This is a genomic window from Nocardia colli, from assembly GCF_008704205.1.
Lineage (GTDB): Bacteria > Actinomycetota > Actinomycetes > Mycobacteriales > Mycobacteriaceae > Nocardia > Nocardia colli.
Genome location: NZ_VXLC01000001.1, coordinates 1,297,148 through 1,318,984 on the forward strand (window position 1 = coordinate 1,297,148; position 21,837 = coordinate 1,318,984).

Annotated in this window: 19 protein-coding genes; 12 read left to right on the forward strand and 7 right to left on the reverse strand. The window is 68.9% G+C overall.

What is annotated here, in order from left to right:
* The first annotated feature begins 15 nt into the window (after positions 1 to 15).
* A complete protein-coding gene (locus tag F3087_RS06140; protein WP_150400715.1) occupies positions 16 to 657 on the forward strand; it encodes an SgcJ/EcaC family oxidoreductase in 642 nt (213 codons plus the stop codon).
* A 196-nt stretch (positions 658 to 853) separates the two neighbouring features.
* Positions 854 to 4,429: a serine/threonine-protein kinase gene (locus F3087_RS06145; RefSeq protein ID WP_150400716.1), complete on the forward strand. Its 3,576-nt coding sequence runs from the start codon at positions 854 to 856 to the stop codon at positions 4,427 to 4,429.
* 8 nt (positions 4,430 to 4,437) lie between these two features.
* Here F3087_RS06145 and F3087_RS06150 read toward each other — a convergent pair whose 3' ends face one another.
* Together F3087_RS06150 and F3087_RS06155 are read right to left on the reverse strand one after the other, a co-directional pair.
* Positions 4,438 to 5,754, reverse strand: coding sequence for a class I SAM-dependent methyltransferase (locus tag F3087_RS06150; protein ID WP_150400717.1), 1,317 nt, complete (start codon positions 5,752 to 5,754; stop codon positions 4,438 to 4,440).
* On the reverse strand, positions 5,751 to 7,223 hold the full coding sequence (locus tag F3087_RS06155; protein WP_150400956.1) for an FAD-binding oxidoreductase: 1,473 nt from the start codon (positions 7,221 to 7,223) through the stop codon (positions 5,751 to 5,753). The genes F3087_RS06150 and F3087_RS06155 overlap by 4 nt, the downstream gene beginning before the upstream one ends.
* Positions 7,224 to 7,430: 207 nt before the next feature.
* Between F3087_RS06155 and F3087_RS06160 the strand changes: the two genes are divergently transcribed.
* Positions 7,431 to 7,865, forward strand: coding sequence for an SRPBCC family protein (locus F3087_RS06160; RefSeq protein WP_150400718.1), 435 nt, complete (start codon positions 7,431 to 7,433; stop codon positions 7,863 to 7,865).
* A 68-nt stretch (positions 7,866 to 7,933) separates the two neighbouring features.
* Here F3087_RS06160 and F3087_RS06165 read toward each other — a convergent pair whose 3' ends face one another.
* Genes F3087_RS06165 through F3087_RS06175 form a run of 3 tightly spaced genes read right to left on the reverse strand, consistent with a single transcriptional unit; the run spans position 7,934 to position 9,745 of the window.
* On the reverse strand, positions 7,934 to 8,284 hold the full coding sequence (locus F3087_RS06165) for a VOC family protein (RefSeq protein WP_150400719.1): 351 nt from the start codon (positions 8,282 to 8,284) through the stop codon (positions 7,934 to 7,936).
* Between the two features lie 15 nt (positions 8,285 to 8,299).
* Positions 8,300 to 9,115 (reverse strand): MerR family transcriptional regulator, encoded by an 816-nt coding sequence (locus tag F3087_RS06170; protein WP_150400720.1) that lies wholly within the window; start codon positions 9,113 to 9,115, stop codon positions 8,300 to 8,302.
* Between the two features lie 48 nt (positions 9,116 to 9,163).
* Positions 9,164 to 9,745, reverse strand: a complete 582-nt coding sequence (locus F3087_RS06175) for a hypothetical protein (RefSeq protein ID WP_150400721.1) — start codon at positions 9,743 to 9,745, stop codon at positions 9,164 to 9,166.
* Positions 9,746 to 9,983: 238 nt separating this feature from the next.
* On the opposite strand from F3087_RS06175, the gene F3087_RS06180 reads away from it, so the two are divergent.
* From F3087_RS06180 to F3087_RS06190, 3 genes are all read left to right on the forward strand, one after another.
* Positions 9,984 to 10,325, forward strand: a complete 342-nt coding sequence (locus tag F3087_RS06180; protein WP_150400722.1) for a YbaB/EbfC family nucleoid-associated protein — start codon at positions 9,984 to 9,986, stop codon at positions 10,323 to 10,325.
* A 20-nt stretch (positions 10,326 to 10,345) separates the two neighbouring features.
* Positions 10,346 to 10,954: a recombination mediator RecR gene (gene recR, locus F3087_RS06185; protein ID WP_150400723.1), complete on the forward strand. Its 609-nt coding sequence runs from the start codon at positions 10,346 to 10,348 to the stop codon at positions 10,952 to 10,954.
* 64 nt (positions 10,955 to 11,018) lie between these two features.
* Complete coding sequence (locus F3087_RS06190) at positions 11,019 to 11,636, forward strand: LysE family translocator (protein ID WP_150400724.1); 618 nt, start codon at positions 11,019 to 11,021, stop codon at positions 11,634 to 11,636.
* A 1-nt stretch (position 11,637) separates the two neighbouring features.
* Here F3087_RS06190 and F3087_RS06195 read toward each other — a convergent pair whose 3' ends face one another.
* Positions 11,638 to 12,282: a hypothetical protein gene (locus F3087_RS06195; protein WP_150400725.1), complete on the reverse strand. Its 645-nt coding sequence runs from the start codon at positions 12,280 to 12,282 to the stop codon at positions 11,638 to 11,640.
* Positions 12,283 to 12,307: 25 nt separating this feature from the next.
* Positions 12,308 to 12,514, reverse strand: a complete 207-nt coding sequence (locus tag F3087_RS06200; protein WP_150400726.1) for a hypothetical protein — start codon at positions 12,512 to 12,514, stop codon at positions 12,308 to 12,310.
* Positions 12,515 to 12,689: 175 nt separating this feature from the next.
* Between F3087_RS06200 and F3087_RS06205 the strand changes: the two genes are divergently transcribed.
* The 6 genes from F3087_RS06205 (at position 12,690) to F3087_RS06230 (ending at position 21,831) form a co-directional block, all read left to right on the forward strand.
* Entirely contained in the window at positions 12,690 to 16,082 is a 3,393-nt protein-coding gene (locus tag F3087_RS06205; protein WP_150400727.1) for a transglutaminase family protein, read from the forward strand.
* A 38-nt stretch (positions 16,083 to 16,120) separates the two neighbouring features.
* Positions 16,121 to 19,132 (forward strand): circularly permuted type 2 ATP-grasp protein, encoded by a 3,012-nt coding sequence (locus F3087_RS06210; protein ID WP_150400957.1) that lies wholly within the window; start codon positions 16,121 to 16,123, stop codon positions 19,130 to 19,132.
* Positions 19,129 to 20,043: a transglutaminase family protein gene (locus F3087_RS06215; RefSeq protein WP_150400728.1), complete on the forward strand. Its 915-nt coding sequence runs from the start codon at positions 19,129 to 19,131 to the stop codon at positions 20,041 to 20,043. The genes F3087_RS06210 and F3087_RS06215 overlap by 4 nt, the downstream gene beginning before the upstream one ends.
* Positions 20,044 to 20,048: 5 nt before the next feature.
* Complete coding sequence (locus tag F3087_RS06220) at positions 20,049 to 21,131, forward strand: zinc-binding metallopeptidase family protein (protein ID WP_150400729.1); 1,083 nt, start codon at positions 20,049 to 20,051, stop codon at positions 21,129 to 21,131.
* A gap of 71 nt (positions 21,132 to 21,202) precedes the next feature.
* Positions 21,203 to 21,460, forward strand: a complete 258-nt coding sequence (locus F3087_RS06225; protein ID WP_150400730.1) for a type II toxin-antitoxin system Phd/YefM family antitoxin — start codon at positions 21,203 to 21,205, stop codon at positions 21,458 to 21,460.
* On the forward strand, positions 21,457 to 21,831 hold the full coding sequence (locus F3087_RS06230; RefSeq protein ID WP_150400731.1) for a type II toxin-antitoxin system VapC family toxin: 375 nt from the start codon (positions 21,457 to 21,459) through the stop codon (positions 21,829 to 21,831). The genes F3087_RS06225 and F3087_RS06230 overlap by 4 nt, the downstream gene beginning before the upstream one ends.
* Positions 21,832 to 21,837: the final 6 nt, after the last annotated feature.

Sequence of the window (21,837 nt, forward strand, 5' to 3'; positions counted from 1 at the left end):
ATTCACGGAGAAGCCATGAACACCAAAGACATTCAGATCAACGCCCCCAAGACCAAGCGCCGCCGCACCGTCACCCGCGTCCTCGCCGCCTCGGTCATCACCCTCGGCGTCGCCGCCGGCGGCGGCTACCTCTGGCTGGACAACACCGCGGATGTGCACAACCTCGGCACCACCGAATGCGAAACCGTCACCCCGTCCGGCCCCGCCGCGACACCCCAATCCCTGCACGAGGTGTGCGCGCTCCTGGACGAGCTGACCGCGGCCTGGGGACGCGGCGACGCCGACGCCTACGGCAACCTGTTCGCCGAGAACGCCACCTACACCAGCTATGTCGGCACCCACTACCAGGGCCGCGCCGATCTGACCGAGGGCCACCGGGCGCTGTTCGGCGGTTTCCTCAAAGGCACCGAGCTGGCCGACTCGTTCCTCGACATCCGGTTCTACGGCGCGGACACCGCGGTGGTGAACAGTCGCGGCGATACCTATAAGGGCGATCGCAAACGGCCGGAGGATCTGTCGAAGACGCAGACGTACACGCTCGTGCGCCAGGCCGGTCGCTGGGAAATTGCGTCCTTCCACAACACCAAGCGGCAGAATGTAATGGAGCGAATCTCGTTCCTGATCGCACCGGACACCAGGCCCGCTCGGGAGCGCTGAGCTGGGCGAATCAGGGGGAAGGCGGAGGTGGAAAGCATCCTGTTCCGAAACTTCTCCCACCGGGTGCCGCGCCCGCGCTACGTTGGAGTATGCGCAGACATATCGGACATCGCGCGGGGTACCGGGTGATGTCCGTGCGTCGGTGTGCTTGTTGTTCGACGGTGACGCCGATTCGATGTGAGTTCGAGGTGGTCACGTGAAACCACGGACGCGTACGGGCGAAGTCGGCCCCGACTCGACCCCGGCCGACTCGGATACCCAGCGCCACCCGCTCATCGGGATCGCCGACGAGCTGGAGGCGATGGGCCTGTCGGAGGCGAAGGAGATCGGCCGGGGTGGCTTCGGCGTGGTCTATCGCTGTATCCAGCGGGCCCTGGAGCGGGTCGTCGCGGTGAAGGTGCTCTCCTCGGAGATCGAGGTGGAGAGCCGCGAGCGCTTCCTGCGCGAGGAACAGGCCATGGGCCGGCTGTCCGGCCATCCGAATATCGTCGACATCCTGCAGGTGGACGTCACGCTGAGCGGGCTGCCGTTCATCGTGATGCCGTACTGCACCCGCGGTTCGCTGGAGCAGGTTATCCGCGATCAAGGCCCGCTCACCTGGGCCGATTCCTTGCGGGCCGGGGTGAAACTGGCCGGCGCGATCGAGAGCGCGCACCGCGCCCAGATCCTGCACCGCGACGTGAAGCCGGCGAACGTGCTGCTCAGCGGCTACGGCGAGCCGCAGCTGACCGACTTCGGCATCGCCAGGATCCCCGGCGGCTTCCAGACCTCCAGCAGCCTGATCACCGGCTCGCCCGCGTTCACCGCGCCGGAAGTGCTCAAGGGGGAAGACCCGACCATCCGCTCCGACGTCTACGGCCTCGGCGCGACGCTGTTCGCGCTGCTCACCGGGCACGCCGCGTTCGAGCGGCAGGCGGGGGAGAAGGTGGTCGCGCAGTTCCTGCGGATCACCACCCAGCCGGTGCCGGATCTGCGCGAGCACGACATCCCGCCGAGCGTGGCCGAGGCGATCCAGCAGGCCATGTCCATCGACCCCGCCGAACGCCCGCCCTCGGCCTACGACTTCGGGCAGCTGCTGCGCGCGGTGCAGCGCGAGCACGACCAGATGCCCGACGAGATGGCGCTGCTGGAGACCATCGCCGCGCCCGAGCCGATGGCCCATCCGGTCGAGTCCTCGGCGTCGACCAAGTCCAGGCCCGCGGTGACCGCCCGGCGCAGCTGGCCGCTGACGCTGCGCCCCTCGGTGTCGCAGCACACCGGCGCGACCGGGTCGGCCACCACCTTGCCGCCGACCGCGGCCACCAAATTTCGGCCGCCGACCCCGGCCCGGGAGCCGGTCCCGCGCCCGCGCCTGCTGGACATCCTGCGCGCGGGCGGCCGGCGCAGGCTCGCGGCGATCCACGCGCCCGCCGGTTTCGGCAAGAGCACCGTGGCCGCGCAGTGGCGGACCGACCTGACCGAGCGCGGCATCCCGGTCGCCTGGATCGGCGTGGATCAGGACGACGACAACGAGATCTGGTTCCTCGCCCACCTGATCCAGGCGATCCGCCGGGTCCGCCCGGACGTGGGCACCGGCCTGGATCAGGTGCTCGAGGAACGCCCCGCGGACGCGGCCGCCTTCGTCATCTCGACGCTGATCGACGAGATCCATGCCGGCGGCAGCACGGTCGTCGTGGTGGTCGACGACTGGCACCGGGTCACCGACCCGGGCGCGCACCGGGCGATGGAAGCGTTGCTGGACAACGGATGTCACCATCTGCGCTTCGTGGTGACCAGCCGGGAGCAGTCCGGCCTGCCGACCAGCCGGATGCGGGTGCACGACGAGCTGGTCGAGATAGGCTCGGCCGCGCTGCGCCTGACCGTCGAGGAGACCGCGGAGATCCTGGTGCGGCACCACGGGTTTCCGCTGTCGGAGACGCAGGTCGAACAGATCCACGCGGCCACCGACGGCTGGCCCGCGGCGATCCAGCTGGTCAGCCTGTCGCTGCGCGGCAACGCCGATCCGGCGCAGCTGATCGCCAATCTGTCCGAGGGCAATCACGGCATCCGCGAGTACCTCGCCGAAAACGTCTTGGACACACTGGAACCCAGGATGCTCGACTTCCTGATGGCGATCTCGGTGACCGAGCGGGTGTGCGGTTCGCTGGCCGCGGCGCTGTCCGAGGACGCGGACGCCGAACAGCTGCTGGAGCAGGCCGAGCAGCGCGAGCTGTTCCTGCGCCGGATCGTGCACGACCCGGAGTGGTTCCGGATGCAGCCGCTGTTCGCCGAGCATCTGCGGGCGCGACTGGAACGCGCCCAGCCAGGACGGTTGAAGTCGTTGCACCGCAAGGCCGCCCGCTGGTACGCCGAGCATCAGCTGCTGCGCAAGTCGGTCGATCACGCGCTGGCCGCCACCGATTTCAAGATGGCGCTCGACCTGCTCGAGACCGGCGGCATGGACCTGATCGACAAGTCCCGGCTGGCCACGCTGCTCGGCACGGTCTCGAAACTGCCGATGCAGCAGGTGGCTTCGCGATCCAAGCTGTTGATGGCGGTGGCGCGCGCCAACGTGAACCTGCAGCAGTCCGGCGCGGCTCGCACGGCGCTCGGCCGGCTGTCCAACATCCTCGCCCGCGGTTCGGCCACCGACGAGGACGTGAACCGGCAGCGTTGCCAGGCCGCCGTGCTCGGCGCCGCCGACCAGATCGCCCGCGATCACACCGAGGGCGTGCTGGACCGGGTCGCGGAGTGCCTGAAGACGCCGGACGGACTGCCCGCCTGGACCGTGTCCACCGCGGCGAACCTGACCTCGTTCGTGCGGCTGTGCGAGTTCGACTTCGACGGCGCCCGGGAGATACAGGACTGGGCGGCGGAATACCATGCGCGGTCCAAGGATCCGCTGGGCGCGGTGTTCGGGTTGTGCGGGCGCGGCGCCGCCGCCTACGAGCAGCTCGACATCCCCACCGCGACCCAGTGTTTCCAGGAGGCGTGGGAGGTCGCCAAGCAGCGGTCCGGCCCGCGCTCGCACGCGGTGCGGGTGGCGGCCGCGATGCTCGGCGAATTGAATTACCGCCGTGGCGATCTCGATCTCGCCGAGCAGCTGCTCGACGAGAGTCATCAGCTGGTCGCCCGGGTCGGCCCGGTGGACTTCCTGATCTCGACGTTCGTCATCGGCGCCCGGGTCAAGGCGGTGCGCGGCGACTTGTTCACCGCCGCAACCAGACTCGACGAGGGTGCGCGGATCGCCCACGACAACCGGCTGTTCCGGCTCGCCGCGCACATCCGCGCCGAACGGCTGCGCCTCGGCCTACTGGACCCCGCGGACGAGCAGCCCTTCGAATCCGAATCCCCCTCGGCCCCACTGCATGCCGGTCGTCGAATGGCCGGTACCGCGGTGATGACCGCGGAGGCCGAAGAGATCGCCGCGATCCGCACTCTGCTGGCTAAAGGCAGCCTCGGCTCCGACGACCGCGCGGTCCGCCGATCCCGCGCCCTGCACGGCCGCATGCTCGACAAGGGCCGTCCCCGTGCGCAATTGGACGCCTCCCTGCTGCTCGCCGAATGCCTCGCCGCGTCCGGCTGGGTCGGCGAGGCCACCGGCCTGCTGCTGCCCGCCGCCGCCACCTGCGCCGGATTGGGCTGGACCAGGCCGTTACTCGACGCGGGACCGGGCGTCGTCTCGATCCTGCGCATACTGCACGCCGAAATGCCCACCGCCGCAGCCCATACCGGAGACATCGAACTGCCCGCCCGCTTCCTGGACGAACTCCTGGAAGCGGACGGGCAGTAACGCGAAAGCTACGGCTGCCACCAGGGCCGCAGGGGCACGGTCCAGTCGCCGTCCGGGGGGAGTTTCACGCCGAGCACCTGGTGCAGCTGAACCACGTTGCGCTGGAAGCCGAGCCGGCAACCCGCCATGTACAGGCCCCACACCTTCGCGGTGCCCTCGCCGACCTCGGCGACGCACGCGTCCCAGTTCGCGACCAGGTTCTTGCACCACTCGTGCAGGGTCAGCGCGTAGTGCTCGCGCAGGTTCTCCTCGTGCAGCACCTCCAGACCGGTGTTCTGGATTTCGGAGATGATCCGGCCGGAGCCGATCAGCTCGCCGTCCGGGAACACGTAGCGGTCGATGAAGTCGCCCGCCTTGGTGGTCCGGGTGTTGTCCGGCCGGGTGATGCTGTGATTGAGGAACAGGCCGCCGTCGCGCAGCTTGCTCTTCATGAACTCGAAGTAGTACGGGTAGTTGTGCACGCCGATGTGCTCGGTGAGCCCGATCGAGGAGACCGCGTCGAACTCGCCCTCGGCGATGTCGCGGTAATCGGAGTGCCGCACCTCGGCGAGGTCGGACAGCCCCTGCTCGGCGATCTTCGCCTGCGCCCATTCGGCTTGCTCGGCGGATAGCGTCGCGCCGATCACCTTGACCCCGCGCTTGGCCGCGTAGCGGACCATCCCGCCCCAGCCGCAGCCGATGTCGAGCAGCCGGTCGCCTTCCTTCAGCCGCAGCTTCTCGAAGACGAGGCGGTACTTGTTCTCCTGCGCCTGCTCCAGCGTCCAGTCCTCGTCGCCGTAACACGCACAGGTGTAGGTCATCGACGGGCCGAGCACGTACTCGTAGAACTTGTTGGAGACGTCGTAGTGATGGTGGATCGCCTCGGCGTCGCGGGTCTTGGAGTGCCGCAGGCCCTCCAGCGCGATCCGGCGCCAGCGCGGCAGCGTCTCCTGCGGCGGCGGCGCGATCGGCTTGAGCCGCTCCCAGCCCAGCGAGCGGGCGATGGTGACCAGCGCGAGCGCGGACGGGCGATGGAACTTCAGCCCGTCCATCGCCGCGAGGATGTCGTAGGGATCGCCGGGATGCACTCCGTCGGCGGTCATGTCGCCGGAAATGTAGGCGCGGGCCATGCCGAGATCGCCGGGCGCGGTGGCCAGGTAGTTGATCCCGCGTGGGGTCTTGATGTCCAGCGCGTACTTCGAGTCCTCGGGTCCGGCCGCGCTGCCGTCGTAGGCGGTCAGCCGGATCGGTACCTCGCCGTCGATCAGCGTCTCGAAGATCTCGGCAATGCTGAGTTTGGCTCCGAGGTCGCCTAAGACGTCAGAACGGTCCTTGAATGTCGTCATTTGCGTTGCACCGCCTTCGAATACAAATCCAGCAGCCGCTGGTCTGGGTCGTAGCGTTTCTTCAATTCGGTGTAGGTATTGCCGCCGTACAGCGCCGCGAACTCATCTTTGTCGTAATAGGAATCCGAGTACAGCGACTTATGTCCGTCGAAGTCGGTCACGGTGCGCTCGATCGCACGGTTGGCCGCTCCTTCCTGCTGTCCGGGCACGGTGGGCACGGCGGACCAGAACCCGACGTTGACGTACGTCCGGTTCGGCTCGAGGGGATAGAGCGGCCAGGTGCGCTCGGTGGTCGCGGGCGCGCCGGTGTCGCGCAGCCGCAGCGGGCACAGCCAGATCGGCTCGATCGGGATCTCGCGCAGGAACCATTCGACGAAGTCGGCGGTGCGTTCGACCGGCACCTCGATGTCCTGCACGACGCGTTCGCGCGGCGGGTTGCCCTGGCGGGCCTCCAGCTTGTCGGCGATGTTGTATTTGTGGTCGAGCGCGATCAGCTTCCAGTAGAAGCTGCTGCGCCGGTAGCGCTTCGGCCAGAACCGGCGGATCTTCGGGTTCTGCGTGCCGAACGCGCGCGAGCACCAGAACCAGTCGGTGTCCCAGCGCCACAGGTAGTCGTGGATGGTCAGCCGGTCGCGCTTGGGCTGCACGGGAGCGGAACCGGCGGAGCGACCCGACGGATCAGCGTCGTGCTGGATGGACCGGTAGAAGATGTCCATGTCCGTGTAGTCGCTGACCGGGCCGGGCTCGTCGGTCTGCCGGCCGAGGGTCAGGTAGCTCTCGTCGGCGGTGAACACGACGCCGTCGAGGTAATCGACTCGTTCACCGTCGTAGGCCTTCTCGTCGACGATGGTGGCCAGCGTGCGCTCCAGCTCGCGCAGGTCGTGGAAGCGCAGGTGACGCAGCGCCACGTACGGCTGCACGGTCTCCAGCTCGATCTTCAGCCGGACCGAATAGCCGAGCGTGCCGTAGGAGTTCGGGAAGCCGCGGAACAGGTCCGCGTGCTCGTTGTCCGGGGTGGCGGTGATGATCTCGCCGTTGCCGGTCAGGATGTCCATCTCCAGCACCGACTCGTGCGGCAGGCCGTTGCGGAACGAGGTCGACTCGATGCCGAGGCCGGTCACCGCGCCGCCGAGGGTGATCGTCTTGAGCTGCGGCACCACGAACGGCGCGAGACCGTACGGCAGGGTCGCGGCGACCAGGTTCTCGTAGGTGGTCATGCCGGCCACGTCGGCGGTTTTCGCCACCGGGTCCACCGTGATCACCTGGGCCAGCCCGGATACGTCGAGGCCGGGCGCGGGGTTTTTCGCCCTGGCCCGGAACAGGTTCGAGGTCTTCTTCGCCAGCCGCACATTCGCGTCCCGGGGAATCGCGCGATAACTCGCCAGGAGTCGGTCCACTCCAGCCCGATGCGCGGCAAATCCGGATTCGTGTGCGGCCGGAGCGTGTCCGGCCTTCCCCAACAGACTCACTGCCACCCCTCGACGCTAGTACGCACCTCTGTGTGAGACCACCGCGAGGGCGGGGTCTCGGGAGAAATGTCACGCATATGTTGCGAACCGGAATATCGACCGGCTCGGAGAAGTTCGCCACACGACTCGACCGGTATGCGGTGCGGTGGCCGCTACAGGGCAGGATGGGTACCGGTCGACATACCGTACCCGGACAAGGAGCTCATTGTGGGACAGGTCAGCGCCAGCAGTTCGATCGCCGTGGCGGCGGATCCGAAGCGCACCCTCGAGGCCATCGCGGACTACGAGACGGTGCGGCCGCGCATTCTGTCGTCGCACTACCGCGACTACAAGGTGGTCGAGGGCGGCAAGGGCGCGGGCACCGTGGCCGAGTGGACGCTGCAGGCCACCGAGAAGCGCTCGCGCAACGTGCACGCGGTCGTCACCGTGTCGGATTCCATTGTCACCGAGCGTGATTCGAACTCCACCATGGTCAACACCTGGACCGTGACGCCGGACGGCGCGGGCGCGCAGGTCAGCCTGCGCACCACCTGGCAGGGCGCGGGCGGCGTGGCCGGCATCTTCGAGGGCATCTTCGCCCCGCTCGGGCTGAAGAAGATCCAGGCCGAGGTGCTGGGCAACCTGGCGCGCGAACTCGCCTGACGCACAGGACATAACGAAAAGCGCAGCCCGACCCCGCGTGGGTCGGGCTGCGCTTTCGGTTTCGGCGGCTACGCCGCGCCGATGTCGAACAGGTTGCCCTCCGGGTCGGCCAGCGTGGTCCACTGCGCGCCGTACTCGTCGAAGTCGCCGATTCGCTTGGCGCCCAGGCTGACCGCGCGCTCGATGTGCTGATGCCAGTCCTCGGCGTGGAAGTCGAGGTGGATCACGTTCTTGCCCGGGGTCTTGTCGGGCACCTGGATGAACATCAATATCGGTGCCGAACCGGCGGTCCGGCCGACGGTGGCGAACTGCTCCGAGGCGTCCGGGTCGACCGGCTGATCGAGCAGCTCGGCCCAGAATCCGGCGAGCGCGGCCGCGTCGAAGCTGTCGATGGTGATGTGCGCGAGGGACAGTGTCATGGGGTTCTCCATTTTTCAGAGCAGGCCGATCGGCCAGCAGACTTCGGTGCGGTAGTTGTTCGGGTCGTCGGTGTCGTCGGGGCTGAGCAGGTAGCGCTCGCGCACCGGCTCGGCCAGCGCGGTGTCGTGTTCGGCGACATAGCTGCCCAGTGCGCCGTAGGTGCGGTCGAAATCCTCGAAGTCGCCCTCGTGCAGGGCGATGGCGAAGCGGCGGGCCGGCAGTTCGATGACCGAGACCCGGCCGGTCGGCGCGAGCCGGGCGGCGGCCGGGATCGGGACGTAGGCGACCACCTCGCCGAGATCGTGCTCGAAGAAGTCCATCGAATAGGTGGCGCCGTCGATGCCGTCGGCCTCGAGGCCCGCCGCGCCCAACGTCTCGTGCAGCAGCGGGTAGGCGGCGGCGCACCAGGGTCCGATGTCGTCGCGGCTGACCACCTCGGCGATGGCCAGCGCGGAAAAGGCCGGGATCGAGCGGTATTCGACCGCGAGCGGCGCGGCCGGGGTGAGCAGCGACCGCAGCGACGCCACCACTGAGCGGGTCCGGGCCAGCTCGGCCTCCATCCGCTCCAGATGCGCGCGCAGCGCGGCGTTGCGGATGTCGTCGTCCGGCGCGGCCAGCACGGCCTTGATCTCGGGCAACGGCATGTCGAGCTGGCGCAGGCGCCGGATCAGATGGGCCTGGGCCACCTGGTCGGTCGAGTAACGCCGGTAGCCGGACCCCGTATCGATCTCGATCGGCTCGAGCAGCTCGATGTCGTGGTAGTACCGGAGCGTTTTCACGGTCAGGTACGTCAGCCTGGCGAACTCCCCGATGGAGACGGTCGCTGTCATGTCCCTCAGCGAACACCCTCCAGCGGGGGGAGAGTCAACTTTGCGCGGTCAGCCCAGGACGAAGGTCAGCAGGAGGGTGTTCTGGAAGGCGCCGCGCCACCACGAATAGCCGAACCAGACGCCGGGGGTGACCTCCCGGATCTCGTCGTAGACCTGCGGGGTGGGGGACGGGTCGTAGTTGAGTGCCCAGGTCGGCCTGCCGTCGAGCATCGCGGGCGCGCTGTACACATACGCGGGCCAGGCCTCGTAGCCCGCGCCGGTGATCCGGTTGGTCAGCGTGCCGCCGTCCGGGCCGGTGTAGAAGACCTTGCCGATCCAGAACGCCGGCGCGATGCCTTGAATCGCCGGCGGCCGGGTCACCCAGCCGTTCTGCACGCCCATCGGCACGTCGCCGCGCTCCGCGTCCCGGAAGACGGCGTCCTGCTGCTCGGGCGAACAGCGGAAGCGCAGCGAGTCGATCGTGGCCGCTCGATTGTCCGGGTAGAGGACGCAACCGCCGCCGTAATCGGCGGCCGCCTCGGTGACGCCGGAATCCGCGGTCGCCGCCGGTGCGGCGATGCCGAGGAAGATGCCGGGAACCCCCAGCGAAAGCACCGCGGTGCTCAGGAAACGTGCCCTCATCGTGCTCATATCGGTACTCCAGAACTCCCGACCTACTTCCCGATGGTAGGTCGATCTTGTTGTTCCCGACCCCGGCGTACTCAACCTGTTACCGGCCATGCATCAAAGACATAACGACCGGTCGGGACCGATATCGCCGAACGCAATTCGCGCGGGCGGGCGGTTCAGCGGCCAGAGGCGGCACGGCGTCCCGCGCGTCGCAGGGACTAGGCTGATCAGTGACACTTTCCCCAGAGAGGAATATGCCGTGCAGCCCGGTGGTCAGTTCGACATGCAGCAGTTACTCGCCCAAGCGCAGCAGATGCAGCAGGCGGTGATGGAAGCACAGGCCGAGATCTCCGCCGCGGAGGTCGACGGGCAGGCCGGTGGCGGGCTGGTCAAGGTCACGGTCAAGGCGTCCGGCGAGGTCGTCGCGCTGACCATCGATCCGCGGGCGGTCGACCCGGAAGACGTGGACACGTTGCAGGACTTGGTGATCGGCGCGGTCAACGACGCGATGGCGAACGCGCAGCAGCTGGCGGCCGAGCGGCTCGGCCCGCTCTCGGGTGGGCTCGGCGGCGGTTCGCTGCCCGGGCTGCCGGGCTTCTGAGAGCCACGGGGACATAGCCGTTGTACGAGGGTCCGGTTCAGGATCTGATCGACGAGCTGGGCAAGCTGCCCGGCGTCGGTCCGAAGAGCGCCCAGCGCATCGCATTTCACCTGCTGCAGGTGGAGCCGCCGGAGATCGACCGGTTGCAGGCCGCCTTGCAGAAGGTGCGCGACGGCGTGCAGTTCTGCGTGGTCTGCGGCACCGTCTCCGACGGCGAGAAGTGCCGCATCTGCGCCGACGCGCGCCGCGATCGCACCATGATCTGCGTGGTCGAGGAGCCCAAGGACGTGCAGGCGATCGAGCGCACCCGTGAGTTCCGTGGTCGCTACCACGTGCTCGGCGGCGCGCTCGACCCGCTGAGCGGCGTCGGGCCGGACCAGCTGCGGATCCGGGAACTGTTGGCGCGCATCGGAAATCAGGAGGACGGCATCGATGTCACCGAGGTGATCATCGCGACCGACCCGAACACCGAGGGCGAGGCGACGGCCACCTACCTGGTGCGGATGCTGCGCGATTTCCCCGGCCTGAGCGTGACCAGGCTGGCGTCGGGCCTGCCGATGGGCGGCGATCTGGAATTCGCCGACGAGCTGACGCTGGGCCGCGCGCTGTCCGGCCGGCGCGCGCTCTAGCCGCATTTCCAGCCCCGAATCTACGGGGGTTGCGGCGCGCCGGGCACGGGTTACTGTGTCGGGGATGAGCATCGAATTCCTGCTGACCACGCTCGTCATCTGCGTGACGCCGGGCACCGGCGCGCTGTTCACCCTGGCGGCGGGGCTCTCCCGGGGCACCAAGGCCAGCGTGATCGCGGCCTTCGGCTGCACCATCGGGACCGTGCCGCACCTGGTCGCGGCGATGACCGGGCTGGCCGCGCTGCTCAACGCGAGCGCGGTCGCGTTCCAGACGTTGAAGTATCTCGGCGTCGCGTACCTGATCTACATGGCGTGGAGCACCTTCCGGGACAAGGGCGCGCTCACCGTGCCGGAAGACGCGGATCAGGGCGCGCAGTCGGTGCGCAAGGTGGTCACCTCGGCGGTGCTGCTGAATCTGCTCAATCCGAAGCTGACCATCTTCGCCTTCGCGTTCCTGCCGCAGTTCGTGCCGAACGGTTCACCGAATGCGCTGGCGCGCTTGCTCGAACTGAGCCTGGTCTTCATGCTCACCACGTTCGTGGTGTTCGCGATCTACGGGGTGTGCGCGTCGGCGCTGCGCAACCACGTCATCTCCCGGCCGGTCGTGGTGACCTGGATGCGCCGGGTGTTCGGCGTCTCCTTCATCGCGCTGGCCGGGCGGCTGGCCGTGCAGAACCAGTGAGTCAGAGTTCGACCCGCGACCACGGCAGGGTCTGCATCCGGGTGCGGTCGTCGGTGGCCCAGTCCCAGATCACCGCGGACACCGTCGGCGCGTCCAGCACCGTGGTGCCGAAGTGCTTGTCCGGGGAGCCATCTCGGTATTCGAGGGTGAACGCGCCGGTCTTCTCCCGGTACGTCTGCATGTAGATCTGTTCGTCGCGTTCCACCACGAGGTACGGATTCGGCGGGGCCAGCTCGGAAACCCACTGATCGGCAAGGGTTTTGGTCAGGTAGGGGAATTCGCCCGCGCCGCCGTGGGTGACCGTGGCGGGCACGTGCCCGGCCGGGTCGATCAGCCAGGCCAGCTGCGGGTCGTAGACCGCGTAGTCCAGCGGCGTCGCGATCGCGAACAGCAGCTGCCGGACGAAGCCGATCGCGTCGTAGGGGCAGGGCACCTGCAACGCCGCGCCGGTAGGCGCGCCGCCGACCGGGTGCACGCTGAGGAAGCTGTCGTCCTCCGGGACCTCCGCGTCGGCCTTGTTCAGCTCGGCCGCGATCTGCGCGACCAGGCCCGCCTCGGGGAGTCCCTGCTGAGTGGCGAGGTAAGCGTCGACCTCGGCGATCGATGACGCGACACCGGACGGCAGCAAGACGTGGTCATAGCTCACCCGGACAGGGTACGTACGCGGCCGTTCAAGCCAGGCGACGGGCCGGGTGGGGCTCGGCACAGGCGCAGCCGCCGGCCAGGTCGGCACAGTCGACGACGAAGGTGTGCCGCACGTAGTCGAGGTCCGCGCAGTCGTTCTCGGTGCATTCGGTGAGCCTGGTCGAGTGCACGATCAGGGTGCCGTGGCAGTGATCGACGGCGGACTCACAGGACGAACAATCCGGCGCACGCATGCGTCCTCCAGACGTGATCGGTTCGTTATCTTCGTGTCTACCACTCCCGCGCCGCCCGCCGCGGGAGGCCGGCGGCGTGTGTCGGATCGCGACCGGAGTTTGCGCAGTTCGGCGCACCGGCGACCGCTGCGCGATTGTGTCTCACGCCGCGTCCGGCATGTGGTGAACTTGCTGCATGGGCATCAAGGTGTCGCTCGAACACCGGACCATTTACACCTTCGACCGGCCGGTCGAGGTACACCCGCACGTGGTGCGGCTGCGCCCGGCGCCGCACTCGCGCACCAAGATCGACGCCTATTCCATGCGGGTGACCCCGGCCGAGCACTTCTGCAACTGGCAGCAGGACGCATTCGGCAATTTCCTTGCGCGGCTGGTATTTCCGGAGCCCGCGCGGGAGCTGTCGATCACCATCGGGCTGATCGCCGACCTCGAGGTGGTCAACCCGTTCGACTTCTTCATCGAGGACTCCGCCGAGCACTACCCGTTCGGCTACAGCGCGGAACTGCTCGCTGACCTCGAGCCGTACCTGCGGCCGGTGGACGAAGCAGGGCCGGGTTCCGGGCCGGGCGAGCTGGTCGAGGACTGGGTACGCGCGCACCACGTCACGGATCGGCCGCGCACCATCGACTTCCTGGTCGATCTCAATCAGGCGCTGCGCCAGGACGTCGGCTACACGATCCGGATGGAAGCCGGGGTGCAGACGCCCGATCACACGCTGCGCGGGGCGCTCGGATCGTGCCGGGACTCGGCCTGGTTGCTGGTGTCGATCCTGCGTGAGATGGGTCTGGCGGCGCGGTTCGTCTCCGGGTACCTGGTGCAGCTGGCGCAGGATGTGCCGTCGCTGGACGGGCCGTCGGGGCCGCCGGCCGACTTCACCGATCTGCACGCCTGGACCGAGGTGTACCTGCCCGGCGCGGGCTGGGTCGGGCTCGATCCCACGTCGGGGTTGTTCGCGGGGGAGGGGCACATTCCGCTGGCGGCGACGCCGCATCCGGTGTCCGCCGCGCCGATCACCGGGGCGACCGGGCCGACCGGCGCCACCATGGAGTTCGCCAATACTGTCCGGCGGTTCCACGAGGATCCTCGGGTTACCTTGCCCTACACCGGATCTCAGTGGGAGCGGATCACCGCGTCGGGCGCCGCGGTGGACGCGCGGATGGCCGCCGAGGACGTGGGTTTGACTGTCGGCGGTGAACCGACGTTCGTCTCCATCGACGACCAGACCGGGGCGGAATGGACCACCGAGGCCGATGGCGCGCACAAGCGCGAACGCGCGGTCGATCTCGCCGATCGGTTGCGCCGGATCTACGCGCCGACCGGGTTGGTGCAGTATCGGCAGGGGAAGTGGTATCCGGGAGAACCGTTGCCGCGCTGGGAGATCGCGGTCGCGTGGCGCGACGACGATGAGCCGGCCTGGACGCGGCAGGACCTGCTCGCCGACCCGTGGGGATCGGCGGTGGGAAGTGGCACGGATTCCGGCGTCGCCCGGGACTTGATCGCACATGTCGGGCTGAGCCTGGGTCTGCCGGACGGTCAGGTCCGTCCGGCCTACGAGGACCCGCTGCTCCGGCTGGCCGGGAAAGTCCGTGCCCCGGAAGGGGATCCGGTCGACCCGATCGACGACCTCGACCCGGATATGGACTCGGCCCAGGCGCGCAAGGAGCTGCTGGCTCGCCTCGACGCCGAGGTCACCGAACCGACGGCCTACGTGCTGTCGCTGTATCGCCGCGACGACGGCTCCGGCTGGGCGAGCGCGGACTGGCGGTTGCGCCGCGGGGTAACCGCAGATCAACCAGCCGGTCGAATCGTGTTGACGGAAGGCGATTCTCCGGCCGGACTGCGGCTGCCACTGGACTCCGTTTCCTGGCACACGCCACCCCAACGTCCCGACCGCGATCCGCTGTTCGCCGAGCCGCTCGCGGTCGACCGCACCGAGGAACCCGCGATCGTCGAACCCGCCGATTGGGAGCCGACGACCGCCCTGGTCGGCGAGGTTCGCAACGGACGACTACACGTATTCCTGCCGCCCATCGCGGAACTCGACGACTTCCTCGACCTGGTGCGCCGAATCGAAGCCGCGGCAGTGGCGGTCGATCGCCCCGTCGTGCTGGAGGGGTACGCGCCACCGGTAGACGCTCGCCTGCACACCTTCTCGGTGACGCCCGACCCCGGCGTGATCGAGGTCAACGTGCAGCCGACCGTCTCGTTCGCCGAACAGTCCGAGCTGCTGTCCACCCTCTACGAGCAGGCCCGCCTGGCCCGGCTGAGCACCGAATCGTTCGATGTCGACGGCACACACAGCGGCACCGGCGGCGGCAACCACATCACGCTCGGCGGTGCGACGCCCGCGCGCTCGCCGCTGCTGCGCCGCCCCGACCTGCTGGTCTCCATGCTGACCTACTGGCAGCGGCATCCGTCGCTGTCCTACTTGTTCGCCGGGCGTTTCGTCGGACCGACGTCGCAGGCGCCGCGGGTGGACGAGGGACGCGAGGAGACGCTCTACGAGCTGGAGATCGCGTTCGCCGAGATCGCGCGGCTGGCCAAATCGAGTCAGGTTGCGCAGGTGGCGGATTCGGCCGCCCGCTCGGTGGGTTCGGCGCCGTGGCACATCGATCGCGCGCTGCGTCATCTGCTCACCGATCTCACCGGCAACACCCATCGCGCCGAGTTCTGCGTCGACAAGCTCTACAGTCCCGAAACCGCCAGGGGCAGGCTCGGATTGGTGGAACTGCGCGGCTTCGAGATGCCGCCGCACTTCCAGATGGCGATGGTGCAATCGCTGCTGGTGCGCGGCCTGGTCGCGCGCTTCTGGTCGGAACCGTTGCGGGCGCGGCTGATTCGGCACGGCGCGAATCTGCACGGACGATATCTGCTGCCGCACTTCGTGCTCGCCGATATCGCCGAGGTCGCCGCCGACCTGCGCGAACACGGCATCGACTTCGACGCGGGCTGGCTCGACCCGTTCACCGAATTCCGCTTTCCGCGCATCGGCACCGTCATGCTCGGCGATATCGAGATCGAGCTGCGCGGCGCGATCGAACCGTGGAACACCCTCGGCGAGCAGACCACCACGGCAGGCACCGCCCGCTACGTCGATTCCTCGGTGGAACGTCTCCAGGTGCGGGTGGCCGGCGCGGATCGCGGCCGCTACGTGCTGACCTGCAACGGCATGCCGGTCCCGTTGCTGGCCACCGACAAGGCCGACGTGCAGGTCGCGGGCGTGCGCTACCGGGCATGGCAGCCGCCGAACTCGCTGCATCCGTCGATCACCGTCGACGTGCCGCTGGTGTTCGACCTGATCGACGCCGGCACCGGCCTGTCCCGCGGCGGCTGCACCTATCACGTGGCGCACCCGGGTGGCATGGCCTACGCCGAGCCTCCGGTCAATGCGGTAGCGGCGCAATCGCGGCGCAACCGGCGCTTCGAGGCGGCCGGACACACCACGGCACGGGTCGATCCGGGGGAGTTACGTGCGAAAATGGCGGCACAGTCCATGGACAGCGGTGTGCAGGGCATCCTCGATCTGCGCCGGGCGCGGACCGTCTGGGGATCGGCCGGCGACCGGTAGGCACCTCTGGCAGCGGAAGTGAGGTCGGCGCGGTGACGATGCGCGAAGACGCACTGCGGGAGACGACGGCGGTGCCCGGCGTGCGTGAGCAGGTGGCCGAGCAGTTCGCGCGCTACCGGAGCGGCGGCGTGCAGATCGCGCCCTACGACGAATGCGGCAGGCCCACCGAGGGTTACTACGACGAGCTGGTCGACGCGGACGGCAAGGTGCGCCGGATGTGGTCGGAGCTCTCCGCCGACTTCGTCGAGCTCGGCACCTCCGGCCTCGGCCGGCTCGACAGCCGGGTACGCCGGCTGATCGAGGACGACGGCATCACCTACACCGAGGTCACCGGCGCGAGCGAGCAGGCGGTGACCACGCCGTGGCGGCTCGATCCGATCCCGCTGCTGATCGCCGCGGACGACTGGACCCGGCTGGAGGCCGGGCTGGTGCAGCGCTCGCGGGTGCTCGACGAGGTGCTCACCGATGTCTACGGCCCGCGCCGCACGCTCACCAGCGGGCTGCTGCCGCCCGAGGTGATCTTCGGCTATCGCGGCTATGTCCGTGCCGCGCACGGGATTACGGTGCCGGGCCGGCATCAGCTGTTCCTGCACGGGTGTGACATCAGCCGGTGGAGCGACGGCCAGTTCCGGGTGACCGCGGACTGGGCGCAGGCGCCGTCCGGCGCCGGGTACGCGCTGGCCGACCGGCGGGTGGTGTCCACGGCGATCCCGGAGGCGTTCGAGCATTCCAATCCGCGCCCGCTCACCCCGTTCGCCCGGGCGATGCGGCTGATGTTGATCGAGTCGGCGCAGGAGGGGGAGGCCGACGATCCGTTCGTCGTGGTGCTGAGTCCCGGCGTGCACTCCGAAACCGCCTTCGATCAGGCCAATCTCGCGTCCATGCTCGGCTTCCCGCTGGTGGAGAGCGCGGATCTGGTGGTGCGCGACGCCGCGCTGTGGATGCGCTCGCTCGGCACGCTGCGCCGGGTCGATGTGGTGCTGCGCCGGGTGGATGCCGAGTTCTCCGATCCGCTCGATCTGCGGCCGGATTCGCGGCTCGGCGTGGTCGGGCTGGTGGAGGTGTTGCGCAGGGGCGCGGTCACCGTGGTGAACACGCTGGGTAGCGGGCTGCTGGAGAACCCGGCGCTGACCGGATTCTTGCCGCGGCTGTCCCGCGCGCTGCTCGGGGAGGACCTGCTGCTGGAGAGCGCACCGACCTACTGGGGCGGCGACGAGAAGGAACGCGCTCATCTGACAAAGAACCTGCACCGCTTGATCATTCGGTCCGCGGTCGACGGCGCGACGCTCTTCGGTCCCGAATTGTCCATCCGGCAGCGCGCCGAGCTGCGCGCCCGGATCGAGGAGACCGGCTGGCAGTGGGTCGGGCAGGAGCCCGCGCAGTTCTCGGTGGCGCCCGCGGTCGAAGGCTACGGCGGGCTGGCGCCGGCGCCGGTCGGCATGCGGCTGTTCTCGATGGCCCGGCGCAGCGGGTACACCGCGATGGCGGGTGGGCTCGGGCAGTTGCATCAGCGCACGGTGCCCGATCGGGCGGTGATCAAGGTTGCGGCCAAAGACATTTGGGTGCGGGCGGCGCCGACCGCGGTGCCCGCGGTCGGCACCGAGGCGCCGCACGAGGAACGCGAACGGCGGGCCGCCCCGGTGGTCGCGGCCATCAGTTCGCCGCGTGTGCTCAACGATCTGTTCTGGATGGGGCGCTACAGCGAGCGGGCCGAGTCCGCGGCTCGGCTGCTCATCGCCACACATGCGCGTTATCAGGACTACCGCTATCGGCCTTGGTTGGAGGGTGCCGAGGCGGTGCCGGTCTTGATGGCGGCGTTGGGCCGGGCCACCGCGACCGTCGCTCCGGCCGCCGTGCTCTCCGGGATCGCCGATGCCGATGATGCTGCGGCAGAGCAGGATTCCACAGATCACGAAGTCACCGACGGCAGCCCTGTGGATAGTGCGCACACCGCCACGGACGCGACGCCGGCCGCGAGAGTTGGCCAGTCGCAATCGCAGTCGAGTGGATCCGGGATTTCGCAGACAGGGGCGAGTCAGCAGCAGTCGATGGGCGAACCGCCGATTTCGGTCGAGGCCGACTCCGAGGTGGCGAGTGTCGATGACGCCGACTCGGGTATAGCCGAGGAAATGAACGTGACCATCCGACCAGGCGTGCTGCACCGGGCGATGGCCGCTGCGGCGAGCGCGGCGGAGGAACAGGGCGGCACGCCGCCCGGACCGGCGTGGACGCCCGCGGTCGCGGGTGCGTCCCGGGAGGGCTACGAATACCTGGCGGCGTTGACCATCGACCGCGACCTGCCCGGCTCGCTGGCCTTCGCGATCGATCGCTACGAGAACGCCGCCCGCGCCGTGCGCGATCAGCTGTCCGCCGATACCTGGATGATCTTGAGCGCCGTGGACCGCGCGCTCGCGGAATACCGGGGCGCGCACGGGGACAAGGAAACCGCGCTGTCGGCGGTGCATTCGCTGACCTTGGCGGCGCTGCTGTCGCTGTCCGGCATCGGCGCCGAATCGCTGGTGCGCGATTCCGGTTGGTACGTCATGGATATCGGCAAGCGCATCGAGCGCGGGCTGGCGTTGACCGCGCTGATGTCGGCGGCGTTGACCCAGACCTACCCGAACGAGGCCGAGCGGGTGGTCACCGAGTCGGTGCTGCGCGCCGCCGAGTCCCAGGTGAGTTACCTTCGGCGGCACGGGGATTCGGTGCGTATCTCCGCCGTCGCCGGCCTGCTGCTCTTCGACACCGCCAATCCGCGTTCGCTCGCCTACCAGCTCGACCGCCTCGACGCCGACCTGCAGGCGCTGCCCGGCGCCTCGGGATCGTCGCGGCCGCAACGCCTGCTGGCCGACGCGCAGCGGATGCTGCGCCGCGTCGACCCGGACGATCTCGACGTCACCGACGAGGACGGCAAGCGCACCGAACTGCTCGAGCTGCTGGAGGGCGTGCACCTGCGGCTGCGCAAACTGTCCGAGTCGTTCGAGACCTCCAGACTGTCGCTGCCCGCCGGCTTCCAGCCGCTGTGGGGCAGCACGCGGGTGGTCGGATGAGCGGCCGCAACGGCGCGGCCCGGCGCTATCGGGTGGCGCACCGCACCACGTACTGCTACTCCGACGAGGTCACCAGCTCCTATGGGCGCGCGTACCTCACACCACGCGAATTCCCTGGGCAGCGGCTGCTTTCGCACGACATCTCGATCGATCCGGTGCCCTCGGATCAGTCGGTCGGCCCGGATGTGTACGGCAACACCACGTCCTACTTCCACGTCACCGCCGAGCATCGGACCCTGGTGGTCACCGGCGAGTCCCTGGTCGAGGTCGACCGTCCCGACCGCGCCGCGAACGGACCGGCGGCCCAACCGTGGGAGCATGCCCGCCCGACCGGCGCGACCGGCCCGCTCGCCGTGGAGTTCACCCTCGATCTGCAACCGCCCGAGATCACCCCCGAGGTCCGGGCGTACGCGGCCGAATCGCTGACGCCGGGCCGCCCGCTCATCGAAGCGGTGGCCGAACTCAACACGCGCATCCACACCGACTTCACCTACCGGTCCGGCTCGACCACCGTCTCCACCAAGGTCGCCGACGTGTTCGCGGCCGGAGCGGGCGTCTGCCAGGACTTCGCGCGAATCGGCGTGGCCTGCTTGCGGTCCCACGGCCTGGCCGCCCGCTACGTGTCCGGATATCTGGCCACCGACCCGCCGCCCGGCAAGGAACGCATGGTCGGCGCCGACGCCACGCACGCCTGGTCGGCGGTGTGGGTGCCGGACGCCGACGAGCTCGACCGCACCGGTCACTGGATCGACTTCGACCCCACCAACGATCAATTCGGCGACGAGCGCTACGTCACCGTCGCCTGGGGCCGCGATTATGCCGACGTGCCGCCGCTGCGCGGCATCATCTACACCGACGCCAAGGAGAGCACAATTACCGTCTCGGTCGATGTCTCTCCGGTGGAGGTGTAACCCGCGTGCGTGATTTCGCCTGCCCCAACTGCGGTCAGCAGTTGGCCTTCGAGAACTCGGTGTGCCTGTCCTGTTCCAGCCCACTGGGTTTCAGCCTCGCCGACCTCGCCCTGGTGGTGATCGGTGCGCCGCCGGGCGGCGCGCCGAACGAGTCGATGACCGGCGTCGTGGATGCCAGCCGGTTCCGGCTCTGCGACAACCTCCATGTGGCGCAATGCAATTGGCTCGTCGCCGTGCCCGAACCCGCCGCGGATACGGCCCCGGACGGCAACGGGAACGCGACGCCCAACGGCAAACCCGTGCTGTGCGAATCCTGCCGGCTCACCCGGACCCGCCCCAATGACCTCGATCCCGCGGGCCTGGCCGCCTTCGCCGAAGCCGAAGCGGCCAAGCGACGGCTGATCGTCGAGCTGACCGAGCTCGGCCTGCCCATCGTCGGCCGCGACCAGGACCCCGACCGCGGCCTGGCCTTCGACCTGCTCACCAGCGCCAGCGGCAAGGTGATCACCGGTCACAAGAACGGCGTGATCACCCTCGACCTGGCTGAGGCCAACGACCCGCACCGCGAACAGCTGCGCATCGAGATGGACGAGCCCTACCGCACCCTGCTCGGCCACTTCCGCCACGAGATCGGCCACTACTACTACATGATCCTGGTCGCCACCGACGAAGCCGCGCAACGCTTCCGGGCACTCTTCGGTGATCCCGACGCCGACTATCAGGCGGCCCTGAACCGGCACTACTCCGACGGCGCTCCTGCGGGCTGGGAATCGGCCTACGTCTCCTCCTACGCGACTATGCACGCCGCGGAGGACTGGGCCGAAACCTTCGCCCATTACCTGCACATCCGCGACACCCTGGACACCGCCGCCGCGTTCGGCATCGCCCCCGCCGGCGCCTCCCTGGACCGCCCCCAGGTCGGCCGGGCAGGCTTCGACAAGATCATCGACCTCTGGCTCCCCCTCGCCTGGTCGCTCAACATGGTCAACCGCTCCATGGGCCACCCCGACCTCTACCCCTTCGTGCTGCCCGACCCGGTTCTCGACAAGATGCGCCTGGCCCACGACCTCTGCGCTATCCCGCGCTGACCGGCGGCATCCGGAAAGCGGGTGGCGCGCTCGACTGCGGTGGACTAACCTCTTAGCTAAGGAGGTGGGTCATGGCGGGCGAAGCGGCCGGGCAGTTCAACATCCACGAGGCGAAGACGAACCTGTCGCGCATCATCGAACGGGTCGAACGCGGCGAGGAGATCATCATCAGTCGCGCCGGTCAGCCGGTCGCCAAGGTCGTCCCGCTGAGTCGCAGCGCGAACCGGGGCGGTCGCGGCTCGCTGCGCGGGCGGCTGGTCCTCACCCCCGACTGGGACTCCGACGAGACCAACGCCCAGATCGCCGGTGACTTCGGGATGATGCCGTGAGGCTGCTGCTCGACACCCACGTGGTGCTGTGGTGGCTGACCGACGATCCGGCGCTTTCCGACGCACTGAAGGAACGGATCACCCACGACCCGGACATCCTGGTCAGCGCGGCGACGATCTGGGAGGTCGCCATCAAGCAGGCCCTCGGCAAGCTGCACGGGCCGGTCGGGCTGGCGGACTACATCGGGAACGGCGGGTTCATCCAGCTACCGATCGGCCTCGACCACGCGGCTGCGGCCGGTCGGCTGCCGATGATTCATCGGGACCCGTTCGATCGAATGCTGGTGGCGCAGGCCCAGTATGAGGATCTCACGCTGGTCACCCGCGACCCGTGGTGTCAGCAATACGACGTCGCCGTTCTCCTGGTGTGAGGCCGC

Coding starts and splice junctions, on each gene's coding strand:
- F3087_RS06140 (WP_150400715.1), top strand. CDS start 16: ATGAACACCAAAGACATTCAGATCAACGCCCCCAAGACCAAGCGCCGC.
- F3087_RS06150 (WP_150400717.1), bottom strand. CDS start 5,754: ATGACGACATTCAAGGACCGTTCTGACGTCTTAGGCGACCTCGGAGCC.
- F3087_RS06165 (WP_150400719.1), bottom strand. CDS start 8,284: ATGACACTGTCCCTCGCGCACATCACCATCGACAGCTTCGACGCGGCC.
- F3087_RS06170 (WP_150400720.1), bottom strand. CDS start 9,115: ATGACAGCGACCGTCTCCATCGGGGAGTTCGCCAGGCTGACGTACCTG.
- F3087_RS06175 (WP_150400721.1), bottom strand. CDS start 9,745: ATGAGCACGATGAGGGCACGTTTCCTGAGCACCGCGGTGCTTTCGCTG.
- F3087_RS06190 (WP_150400724.1), top strand. CDS start 11,019: ATGAGCATCGAATTCCTGCTGACCACGCTCGTCATCTGCGTGACGCCG.
- F3087_RS06200 (WP_150400726.1), bottom strand. CDS start 12,514: ATGCGTGCGCCGGATTGTTCGTCCTGTGAGTCCGCCGTCGATCACTGC.
- F3087_RS06205 (WP_150400727.1), top strand. CDS start 12,690: ATGGGCATCAAGGTGTCGCTCGAACACCGGACCATTTACACCTTCGAC.
- F3087_RS06210 (WP_150400957.1), top strand. CDS start 16,121: ATGCGCGAAGACGCACTGCGGGAGACGACGGCGGTGCCCGGCGTGCGT.
- F3087_RS06215 (WP_150400728.1), top strand. CDS start 19,129: ATGAGCGGCCGCAACGGCGCGGCCCGGCGCTATCGGGTGGCGCACCGC.
- F3087_RS06225 (WP_150400730.1), top strand. CDS start 21,203: ATGGCGGGCGAAGCGGCCGGGCAGTTCAACATCCACGAGGCGAAGACG.